The sequence below is a fragment of the Alloalcanivorax venustensis ISO4 genome (assembly GCF_015356855.1).
In the GTDB taxonomy this organism is placed as follows: domain Bacteria; phylum Pseudomonadota; class Gammaproteobacteria; order Pseudomonadales; family Alcanivoracaceae; genus Alloalcanivorax; species Alloalcanivorax venustensis.
Window position 1 is genome coordinate 1 of record NZ_ARXR01000058.1, and the last position, 9,538, is coordinate 9,538.

11 protein-coding genes are annotated in these 9,538 nt (G+C 57.6%); 8 read left to right on the forward strand and 3 right to left on the reverse strand.

Annotated features, from left to right (window positions below; all coding sequences use genetic code 11):
- From ISO4_RS16355 to ISO4_RS16375, 5 genes are all read left to right on the forward strand, one after another.
- The coding region (locus ISO4_RS16355; RefSeq protein ID WP_194856917.1) for a cation transporter at positions 1-440 on the forward strand (440 nt) is incomplete at its 5' end.
- 3 nt (positions 441-443) lie between these two features.
- The gene (gene lspA, locus ISO4_RS16360) at positions 444-956 is read left to right on the forward strand and encodes a signal peptidase II (RefSeq protein WP_068518357.1); all 513 of its coding nucleotides are present in this window, start codon (positions 444-446) and stop codon (positions 954-956) included.
- Between the two features lie 21 nt (positions 957-977).
- Positions 978-2,267: an ISL3 family transposase gene (locus ISO4_RS16365; protein WP_194856918.1), complete on the forward strand. Its 1,290-nt coding sequence runs from the start codon at positions 978-980 to the stop codon at positions 2,265-2,267.
- A gap of 139 nt (positions 2,268-2,406) precedes the next feature.
- Positions 2,407-3,372 carry a sterol desaturase family protein gene (locus ISO4_RS16370; protein ID WP_194856919.1) on the forward strand — a complete coding sequence of 322 codons (966 nt, stop codon included), beginning with the start codon at positions 2,407-2,409 and terminating at the stop codon, positions 3,370-3,372.
- Positions 3,369-3,773, forward strand: coding sequence for a DUF4345 domain-containing protein (locus tag ISO4_RS16375; protein ID WP_008930547.1), 405 nt, complete (start codon positions 3,369-3,371; stop codon positions 3,771-3,773). Before ISO4_RS16370 ends, ISO4_RS16375 begins: the two co-directional genes overlap by 4 nt.
- Positions 3,774-3,861: 88 nt before the next feature.
- Here ISO4_RS16375 and ISO4_RS16380 read toward each other — a convergent pair whose 3' ends face one another.
- The gene (locus ISO4_RS16380) at positions 3,862-4,788 is read right to left on the reverse strand and encodes a DUF1295 domain-containing protein (protein WP_008930548.1); all 927 of its coding nucleotides are present in this window, start codon (positions 4,786-4,788) and stop codon (positions 3,862-3,864) included.
- 181 nt (positions 4,789-4,969) lie between these two features.
- Here ISO4_RS16380 and ISO4_RS16385 point away from each other — a divergent pair, with 181 nt between their 5' ends.
- On the forward strand, positions 4,970-5,227 hold the full coding sequence (locus ISO4_RS16385; RefSeq protein WP_194856920.1) for a hypothetical protein: 258 nt from the start codon (positions 4,970-4,972) through the stop codon (positions 5,225-5,227).
- 372 nt (positions 5,228-5,599) lie between these two features.
- On the opposite strand, the gene ISO4_RS16390 is transcribed toward ISO4_RS16385, so the two are convergent.
- Positions 5,600-6,004: a hypothetical protein gene (locus ISO4_RS16390; protein ID WP_142950194.1), complete on the reverse strand. Its 405-nt coding sequence runs from the start codon at positions 6,002-6,004 to the stop codon at positions 5,600-5,602.
- Between the two features lie 111 nt (positions 6,005-6,115).
- Here ISO4_RS16390 and ISO4_RS16395 point away from each other — a divergent pair, with 111 nt between their 5' ends.
- Together ISO4_RS16395 and ISO4_RS16400 are read left to right on the forward strand one after the other, a co-directional pair.
- Positions 6,116-6,538 (forward strand): type 1 glutamine amidotransferase family protein, encoded by a 423-nt coding sequence (locus ISO4_RS16395; RefSeq protein WP_142950193.1) that lies wholly within the window; start codon positions 6,116-6,118, stop codon positions 6,536-6,538.
- Between the two features lie 105 nt (positions 6,539-6,643).
- Positions 6,644-8,137: a transposase gene (locus ISO4_RS16400; protein ID WP_142950192.1), complete on the forward strand. Its 1,494-nt coding sequence runs from the start codon at positions 6,644-6,646 to the stop codon at positions 8,135-8,137.
- 337 nt (positions 8,138-8,474) lie between these two features.
- Here the strand turns inward: ISO4_RS16400 and ISO4_RS16405 are convergent, their stop codons facing one another.
- Entirely contained in the window at positions 8,475-9,494 is a 1,020-nt protein-coding gene (locus tag ISO4_RS16405; RefSeq protein ID WP_157375829.1) for an AraC family transcriptional regulator, read from the reverse strand.
- Positions 9,495-9,538: the final 44 nt, after the last annotated feature.

Below are 9,538 nucleotides of genomic sequence, written 5' to 3' on the forward strand. Positions count from 1 at the left end.
CCCTGGACAATTTCGCCGATGCGGCCGTGTACGGGCTCGCCCTTTATGCGGTTGGACATAGCGTGAGAATGCAGTTACGTGCCGCGCATGTTGCTGGTGTACTGCAACTGATCTTGGCTGTGGGCGTACTCATAGAGGTGGTGAGACGCTTTGTATTCGGTAGTGAGCCTGAATCGCTGGTGATGATGGCTATCGCATTCGTCGCATTGATTGCCAATACCAGTTGTCTGCTGCTCATATCCAAACATCGGGAGGGCGGGGCGCACATGAAGGCAAGCTGGATATTCTCGGCCAACGACGTGGTGATCAACCTGGGGGTCATCACCGCCGGCGCCCTGGTCGCGTGGACCGGTTCCAATTATCCGGATCTAATTATCGGCACCATCGCGGGGCTCGTCGTGCTTAACGGTGCCAGGCGCATTCTGGCGCTCAAGGGTTAAATAATGCTCATTATTGGCAAAAAGCTCTCGCCGTACGCCCTGTTGTCCATATCGGGCCTGCTGGCAACGTCTGATCAGGCTGTAAAGTGGCTGGTGCAGCAATCAATGGCCTATGGCGAGTCTGTTTCGGTGACCCCGTTCTTTAACTGGGTGCACCTATGGAACACCGGTGCCGCATTCAGTCTTTTTGCGAATGGTGGAGGCTGGCAGCGCTACTTTTTTATCGGGATCGCGGTGGCGGTCTCGATTTTTCTGATCAAGCTGATCCTTGAAAATCGTCATAAAGGAGAAGCCATCGCTTACAGTCTTATCCTCGGTGGCGCCATGGGCAACCTGATTGACCGGGTCTTTCGTGGCTATGTTGTGGATTCCTTTGATTTCTATTGGCGAGACTGGCATTGGCCGGCCTTCAACCTGGCTGATATTGCAATTGTCCTCGGTGCCTTACTTTTCGTTTCCGGCAGCTTTTTGGGTAAAAAAACAAACACCAATGCCGAGTCGGATGGATCTGACTGACACCTTCGCCTATACAACACCATGACCGAACTTCCCGACAACATTCTTCCCCTGCCGCAATACCAAGTACTGGGCTGCAAATCAACCGACGACGAAATGCACTTCCAGGTGGACGCGCCCGATCCCGTCGCTTGCGAGGAATGCGGCGTGCAGGGTGAGTTCGTGCGGTTCGGCAAGCGTGATGTTCCCTATCGTGATCTGCCCATCCACGGCAAGCGGGTCACCCTCTGGGTGGTCCGCCGCCGGTACACCTGCCGGGCCTGCAAGACAACCTTCAGGCCCCAGCTACCGGAGATGGTGGACGGCTTCCGTATGACGCTGCGGCTGCATGAATACGTGGAGAAGGAATCCTTCAACCACCCCTACACCTTCGTGGCGGCACAGACAGGTCTGGACGAGAAGACGGTACGCGACATCTTCAACGCCCGCGCCGAGTTCTTGGGGCGCTGGCACCGCTTCGAGACGCCCCGCATTTTGGGCATCGACGAGCTGTACCTGAACAAGCGCTACCGCTGCATCCTGACCAACATCGAGGAGCGAACCCTGCTCGACCTGCTGGCTACCCGCCGTCAGGACGTGGTGACCAACTACCTGATGAAGCTGAAAGACCGCCAGAAGGTCGAGATCGTCAGCATGGACATGTGGAACCCTTACCGGGCAGCGGTCAAGGCCGTGCTGCCACAGGCCCGCATCGTGGTCGATAAGTTCCATGTGGTACGCATGGCCAACGATGCCCTGGAGAAGGTGCGCAAGGGCCTCAGAAAGGAGCTGAAACCCTCCCAGAGCCGAACCCTCAAGGGCGACCGGAAGATCCTGCTGAAACGCGCTCACGAAGTTTCAGATCGGGAACGGCTGATCATGGAGACCTGGACAGGCGCATTCCCGCAACTGCTGGCCGCCTACGAGCACAAGGAACGCTTCTACGGCATCTGGGACGCCACCACACGGCCCCAGTCAGAAGCCGCCCTGGACGAGTGGATAGCCACCATTCCGAAAGGCCAGAAGGAAGTCTGGGGCGATCTGGTCAGGGCTGTCGGCAACTGGCGCGAAGAGATCATGACCTACTTCGAGACGGACATGCCCGTCACCAACGCTTACACGGAGTCGATCAACCGACTGGCCAAAGACAAGAACCGTGAAGGGCGTGGTTACTCCTTCGAGGTGATGCGGGCACGAATGCTCTACACCACGAAGCACAAAAAGAAGGCACCCACTGCGAAGGTCTCTCCGTTCTACAAGAAAACCATCGGTTACGGACTACCGGACTTCGCAGAGGAGCTCAACTACGGGGTCGATCTATCAACCATCTGAGGGTGGTACCGAGTAGGTGGGGCAAGAGCACCCCATCAACCATTTAATCCGAATACCCAAAATAATAAGCAAAGGTCAAGACGCTGGCCAGCAACCACCGCAAACTTCCTCTCATCGCAGAACATTTGAGGAAACGCACATGGCTTCCCTGTTTGAGCCGCTGGTTACCGCTTTGACCGCACTTTTTGGGCGTGAGCCCACGCTGAACGAGATGATTCTGATCCCGATGATTCCTGTTTTCATCAGCGCCTTTCTGCTCGAGTGGCTATACACCTACCGCAAGACGGGCGACGCCGCTCTGAGTAAGGGAAAGCCATTCTGGCTTTCGGAGGTGTTGGCTAACTTTTCTTTAGGAGCGGGTTATTACGTATCCGGCGCGCTAATGAACCTTCTGTTCGTGGCGGCGTTATTTACGGTGGTCTGGGAGCATCGCCTTTTCACGATCCCGATGAATTTAGGAACAATCGTTCTGGCGTTTTTTGTGCAGGAGCTTTGCTATTACTGGTTTCACCGCACCGCACACCGAGTGCGTTGGTTCTGGAGCCAGCACGTCGCCCACCACACCGGCGAAAACATGAATATGTCGACCGCGGCGCGCCAGAGCATTCTGAACGGCATCGTCGGCACCTGGATGTTCTACCTTCCGGCCGTACTCATTGGGTTCTCGCCAGAGCTGATACTGGGATTGCTTGGCGCCAACCTGGCCTTTCAGTGGTTCGTGCATACCGAAGCCGTGCACAAATTCCATCCCTGGGTCGAATGGTGGATCAACACCCCTTCCAATCATCGTGTTCACCACGGCCGCAATCTGCAGTACATCGACAAGAACTACGGCGGCGTCATCATGTTGTACGACCACCTGTTCGGCACCTATGAACCGGAACAGGAAAAAGTGGAATACGGCACCCCGCGGCAGATCAAAAGCCATAACTGGTTTGTCATGAACCTTCATGAGTTTGTCGACATGTTCCGCGACGCGATGGCACCCGGCCCGCTCGGAGAGCGACTCAAGCATTTCTGGAAGCCGCCGTCATGGGAGCGCGAGGGCCACATCCCCGTCCATACCTGGACAGTCGAGCGCCATCCGGAGCCGGTTGAGAAATGAATAAAGCTGCCAAGATCTTCCTCGTCCTTAATGCCATCGCATTCATGCTCATTGGCATCAAGACCACAATCGACCCCGTAGCGTCGCTGGCCTCCCAGGATTTGTCACCACAATCGATCACGGCCGCCAACGAACTGCGCTCCATCTACGGCGGCATGCACTTCACATTCGGCTGCATGATGCTCGCTGGAGCCCTGATGGCGAGCCTGACTCGGCACGCCTTGTGGTTCTGCGCAGCCTTTCTCGGCGGCCTGGTTGCTGGCCGGCTATCCAGCCTGATCCTTGATGGCCAGCCGAATGATTTCGTCATGTTCCTGCTGGTTTTCGAGAGTGTTGTGCTGCTGTGTGCACTGATCCTTCAGCACGGGATTCGAGGCGACTCAACCCCGAAGAGCGGTTAACGCAAAGCCGTACCCGAAGTGCGTGCCCCTCTCCCGGGTTATCCGGAAGCCTCACAAGGGGCACACGCCGTATGAGCTTTCCCGACGCTTATGCGGAGGTCGATTTCTTAGGAAACCAAGGGAAGAAAATGCTGGTCCGCGCCTGGTATTCCCGGTAACCCGGCCGTTTTTGAACCGAGTAGTACTCGGCCGGTATGGCCCCGGTCAGGAAGACCAAAGTGATGAACATCATCACCGAAGCACCTACAGCACCCACTCCGGCAAGCCACCACACCGGGCTCGATTCAATGGACTGCATGGCCAACCAGGAGGGAACCGTAGCCAACACCAGCCCCGTCCAGACCAGCCACTCACCGAAGTAGTTCGGGTGGCGACTGTATTTCCACAGGCCGATGTTGCATACATCGCCGCTCTTGCGAGAGATGAACAACAGCTTCTGGCTGTCAGCGACGGATTCCAGGATATACGCCGCTGCCCAAAGAAGCAGGCCGGCGATTTCCCAGGGCGAAAGGCTGCTTTCCGGGTTAATCGCCATCAAAAAGCCCGGAATGGCCAGCACGGACATGTTCGCGAAACCCTGTGTCAGAATCTCCGTCAGCATGTGCAGCTTGACGTGCTTGGTTCCGCTTTGCTCCAGCACCATATGGCGATACTGATAACGCGGAAACTCGTGTTTGAAAATCACACCGGTCTTGTAGGCCATGACGACGGCGCCTACACCCATGCGCAGACCGATGAACAGATATACACCCGCAACGACCAGCCGACGCAGCGTGTCACCTTCACCAAACAACAATATGCAAAGCCCGATGGTTGCCACCCCAAAAGGCCAGGCGATATCCACGTAGGAAATACGCTGTGTGCGCCAGAACGGAATGCAGGCGACCAAGGTAAACAGGGTCAACTGCGCGGCGGCATTCACCGTAAATAAGGTCGCCAGGTTCGAAATGTCGGTCTGCAGCATGCCGGCCCAGATCGCGATAAAGGCCAAGGACAGCCAGGTACAAAGTTGCATGATGTCTCCAGGGCTTTGCCCGTGGCGTTGAGGTGGCGACCATCTTGCCGGAGCTTCAGCATTTGAACGATGGTCAATTGAGAAATCCAGTTGGCAAGCCTGGAATTCCAAGTATTTGGTAGCCGGGGCGTGGATGTGGCCATCTATACTCACGGGAGTGAAATCGAAACCGGGGAGAAAGATGCGCACTGAAAAAACCTATTGCCGGATTTGCGAAGCCCATTGCGGCCTAGATGTCACGCTGGACGGCGAGAAGGTTGTCGCCGTGAAGCCGGACAAGACCCACCCGGTTTCCAAAGGTTATGCCTGCATCAAGGGCGCCGCTATTGGCGAATTGCATCACGATCCGGACCGGGTGAACCACCCACTCAAAAAGGTCGGCGGCGAATGGCAGCGCATTAGCTGGTCGCAGGCGGGAAACTCACGCTTCTGGCAATAATTTCTTCGCGAGCGGCACCTCAGCGTGATCGGTCTCTGAAGACGACCGGATTCAGTGGACGGCGTGGGATATCCATTGCGGAATTGACCGTGCACGCCACCACTGCATGCTCAGATCGCCGACTGTTCCGCTCTGGATCGGACATCGCCCTGAAGTCACGATCGGCTCGTGGAGCGTCCATCCACCCGGCCGAGATGCAGCCGAGCGCTCGATCCAAGGGGGCTCATCGACAGACGATTGCCAACGTATTCGAGCGACTTAGCTGTCGGCGGCCCTGCGCATTCGCTGACGGGCGGAAACAGCGGCGGCGTGGCTGGACCAATGGCATCCTCGGCATCGCGTTCTGATCTGAGTGCGGGCAACGTGCAGTTTTTACGTCGCGGGTACGTTTGCTCTGGACAGCCGGTAGAGCACGACCAGCCAGATCAGCAGGCCGGCGATCATTCCGGTTTGCAGCCAGTAGGCCGTGGTCGTCCCACCGTCGATCATCTGCGCCAGCGCCGCCGAGCTGTTGACCGCGGACAGACCCAGCACGGTGCCGACCAGCGCCACCAGCAGCGCCGGCACCGCGACGCGGTGGCGATAGGCAGCAAAGCTGAGCGTGGCGTAGGTGAACGCGCAGAACGAGATGATCATGTCCTGATAGTGGTTGGACGGCACATCCCAGTAGACGAACAGCACCGGCACCTTGAAACCGATGAAGTGCGCGGTACTCATCGCCAGGAAATATGCGGTGCAGGCCAGCAGCGACCACTGCAACAACCGGGTTGCATTCATATTCGGAAAACTCCGTTTTGGGCATGTCATGGATTCAGGTTGACCGCAGCTTAGGCACGGGACCACCATCAGCCCATAGTCAGAATTGACATTCAACGGGTTGATTCCGCCATGACGCCAGCGCTTGTAGATCCCGTTGCAGAACCGGAGGCGCGGACCATCCCTACCCCCATTGCCACGCCGATCACCATCGGCATCGTCGACTACCCGGGTGCGCAGCGCGCCGCGATCTACGGCCTGCTCGACCTGTTTGCCACGGCGGAACGCCTGCGTGCAGAGCGTGCGTCGGCGCCCGGCAAGGCGGGTGCGCCCCTGGACGCCATAATCATCGAGGTGCAGGCCGTGCCGCCTGCCGAACCTGGCGCTCTGGCAGCACTGATCCTGCCGCCGAGTCTGCAAGGCATCCCGGCGCCTGGGCTGGCCAAGAAAAGCTTGATTCAGCAGCTAGTTTGGGCGCATAGCCGACTACCAGTAGATCAGTGGCGGCAGTCCGGTTACAGAACAAAGCCGCCAGTCCTGTTCGGGGACAAGTAACTTTCTGAGTACCTGAAAGCTGCCATTCGCACGCCGCAGCACGCGTCCGGGTCAACCCAAGAATTTCGTTGAAACCCTTATCGAGGAAGGCCAGGGTGATGCGAGATCGGATCAGCATGTTCGGCGCAGGCGAAGGTGCATGCGCCCAGTTACCAGCGCCACCGGCCCGAGCAAACGCTGCTCTACAAGCTCGTGGAGGAGTACTACCCGGCGTTTGCTGAGCGGATGTCCTGTGAGGGCAGGGCGCTGCCGGCGTATGTACGCCGGGAATTTGATGAGTTTCTGCGCTGTGGGCGATTGGGGCATGGGTTCCTGCGTGTGCGCTGCGACAGTTGCCACGCTGAACGCCTCGTTGCATTTTCGTGCAAGCGTCGAGGCTTCTGCCCCAGCTGTGGTGCCAGGCGCATGGCGGAAGCGGCAGCACTTCTTGTAGACGAGGTCTTTCCAGAGCAGCCGGTGAGGCAGTGGGTTCTGAGCTTTCCATTTCCGCTGAGATTCCTTTTCGCCAGCCGGCCAGAGGTGATGGAGAAGGTCCTGGGCATTGTTTACCGCGTGATCTCGACGCACCTGATTCAATCAGCTGGTTTCACACGAGGCAGTGCGCACACTGGTGCCGTCACGTTGATCCAGCGCTTCGGCAGTGCGCTCAATCTCAATGTTCACTTCCACATGCTGTTTCTGGACGGTGTGTACGTTGAGCGTCCGGATGGCCGGTTGCGTTTTCGCTGGGTGAAGGCACCGACGAGTGCCGAGCTGACAGGACTGGCAGACAAGATCGCCCGCCGGGTGGGCCGATATCTGGAGCGGCAGGGGCTTATCGAGCGTGACGCCGAAAACAGCTGGCTGGCCGGCGAAGATGTCGACGAAGACCCCATGAGCAGCGTGATGGGGCACTCCATCACGTACCGAATCGCGGTTGGGCCGAATGCAGGACGCAAGGTGATGACGCTGCAGACGCTGCCGGCGGATGACCCACCATTCGGTGAAGAGGCCGGAAAAGTCGGCGGCTTCTCACTGCATGCCGGTGTCTCGGCGCGTGCTGACCAGCGCGACAAACTGGAACGGCTTTGCCGCTACATCAGTCGCCCGGCGGTGTCCGAGAAACGGCTGTCACTGACCAGCAACGGTCTGGTGCGCTACCAGCTTAAGACACCCTACCGGGACGGAACCACCCACGTGTTCTTCGAACCGCTGGATTTTCTGGCGCGGCTGGCGGCACTGGTTCCAAAACCGCGCGTTAATCTCACACGGTTCCATGGAATCTTTGCACCCAACAGCAAGTTGAGGTCGCAGGTGACTCCGGCCAAGCGGGGCAGGGGGAGACAGAGGCCCGGCGTTGAGTCAGCGGAGAAGACGCCGGCTGAGAAACATGCGGCGATGACCTGGGCCAAGCGCTTGAAGCGCGTCTTTGATATGGATGTTCAGACCTGCGATGCCTGTGGCGGCGCCGTCAAGATCGTAGCTGCCATAGAAGATCCGGTCGCCATCAAGAAAATCCTGGACCACCTGGAAGAGCAAGGCGCGATGCCGCAGGCCTATCACAGGCCAGCAGTGCGTGGCCCACCATGGCAGCAGAAATTGCCGCAACTGCACAGTTAGCACCCAGCGAGACCGTCATGCTGCATCGAGTGGCAGGGATCTGTTCGCGTCGGGGATAGGAAATCGCCGTGCCGGATGTTCCCAGTGGCTGAAACAGTTCCAAATCACGCGTGCAGGATGATCAGATCTCTCGCTCACACCCCAAAGTTCGACCGTTGACAAGACTTCGGCTACGGTTGCCTACTCGAAAAAGAGCGTTTGTTCGTCCTATACCCTCCTCATGGTCAGTTTCACCGTATTCGGGCTGTGGATACTGGCTCAGCCATTAACCGCAATCTTGCCTCGCTAGTCGGGTGCAGACGCGAGGATTCCTCGCTTCAACCAACTCGTTCGTAGCTCATTGGCTACGGCTCAGTGCTTTGCGAACCTGTAAAGGAGTTTTACCCGTCCAGTTACGAAAGGCCCGGCTGAACGCACTTTGTTCGGAATACCCCAGCATTAGTGAAATCTCGCTCAAGGAAAGAGCGGGATCGGCCAGATATTGATTGGCCAGTTCCTGCCGCAACTTGTCGAGCAGCCCTTTGTAGGTTTGGTCACGCTGATGAAGAGAACGGTACAGGGAGCGCAAGGGCATATTCAGCTTCTTCGCAAGCCAGGCCATGCTGAGTTCGCCCTCTTCCAGGCCGGTCATCATGGCTCGCTGAAAGGTGTTGAGAAATTCATCAGACGCCGACAGGCTGCGTACCATCGCGTCAGCCTTGCGATCCAAAATTTCGCAGAGATGGGCATCTCGGCTGTTGATCGGCAACTTCAACAGGCTGATTGGCAATTTCATCGCCAGGGCTTCGCAATCAAAATGAACCGTACAGCCGAGCAGCTCTTCATGCCGTTTGGCATCTGCCGGTTGCGAATCGGGAAACTCAATCAGTGACGGCCGCACACGCTGCGGAGCTGTCAGTGAATTCAAAACAGTCAGCAAAGCGGAAACCAGCACATCATTTGAGGCCGCCGTGGAAGGACCACGCTCGCCAGCCCAGCCAAAATACAGATCGTGCCCTTGTTGACGCATCCAGGAAAAGGACAAATCGTGCAGCAAAACCTGGAAGCGTTGGAGCCGTTGCAGCGCCTGACCCAATGTTTCGCAGCTGGCGGCCAGATAACCGAGAACGCCAACATCCTGTGCCTGAGCGTAACGACCAACGCGCAAACCTACCGTCGGGTCGCCGCTGACCACGGCCAATTCATCCAGCAATTGCCACCACTGTTCGATGGGAATGCGTTCGGATCGACAAGCGTCATCGAGCCTCTTGTTCAAGCCGGCATGGGTGATCCCTTCGGCCTCCATGAAGCGACGAATGAGGTAAGTGGTTCGGGCAAAGACCTGGGCGCCAGTCGCCATAAATTTTTTGTTTGGCACGCGATGTCAAAAAATAATGGGTATACGGATTAAATGGTTGATCT

Coding starts and splice junctions, on each gene's coding strand:
- ISO4_RS16395 (WP_142950193.1), top strand. CDS start 6,116: ATGACGCCAGCGCTTGTAGATCCCGTTGCAGAACCGGAGGCGCGGACC.
- ISO4_RS16380 (WP_008930548.1), bottom strand. CDS start 4,788: ATGCAACTTTGTACCTGGCTGTCCTTGGCCTTTATCGCGATCTGGGCC.
- lspA (WP_068518357.1), top strand. CDS start 444: ATGCTCATTATTGGCAAAAAGCTCTCGCCGTACGCCCTGTTGTCCATA.
- ISO4_RS16365 (WP_194856918.1), top strand. CDS start 978: ATGACCGAACTTCCCGACAACATTCTTCCCCTGCCGCAATACCAAGTA.
- ISO4_RS16385 (WP_194856920.1), top strand. CDS start 4,970: ATGCGCACTGAAAAAACCTATTGCCGGATTTGCGAAGCCCATTGCGGC.
- ISO4_RS16375 (WP_008930547.1), top strand. CDS start 3,369: ATGAATAAAGCTGCCAAGATCTTCCTCGTCCTTAATGCCATCGCATTC.
- ISO4_RS16370 (WP_194856919.1), top strand. CDS start 2,407: ATGGCTTCCCTGTTTGAGCCGCTGGTTACCGCTTTGACCGCACTTTTT.
- ISO4_RS16390 (WP_142950194.1), bottom strand. CDS start 6,004: ATGAATGCAACCCGGTTGTTGCAGTGGTCGCTGCTGGCCTGCACCGCA.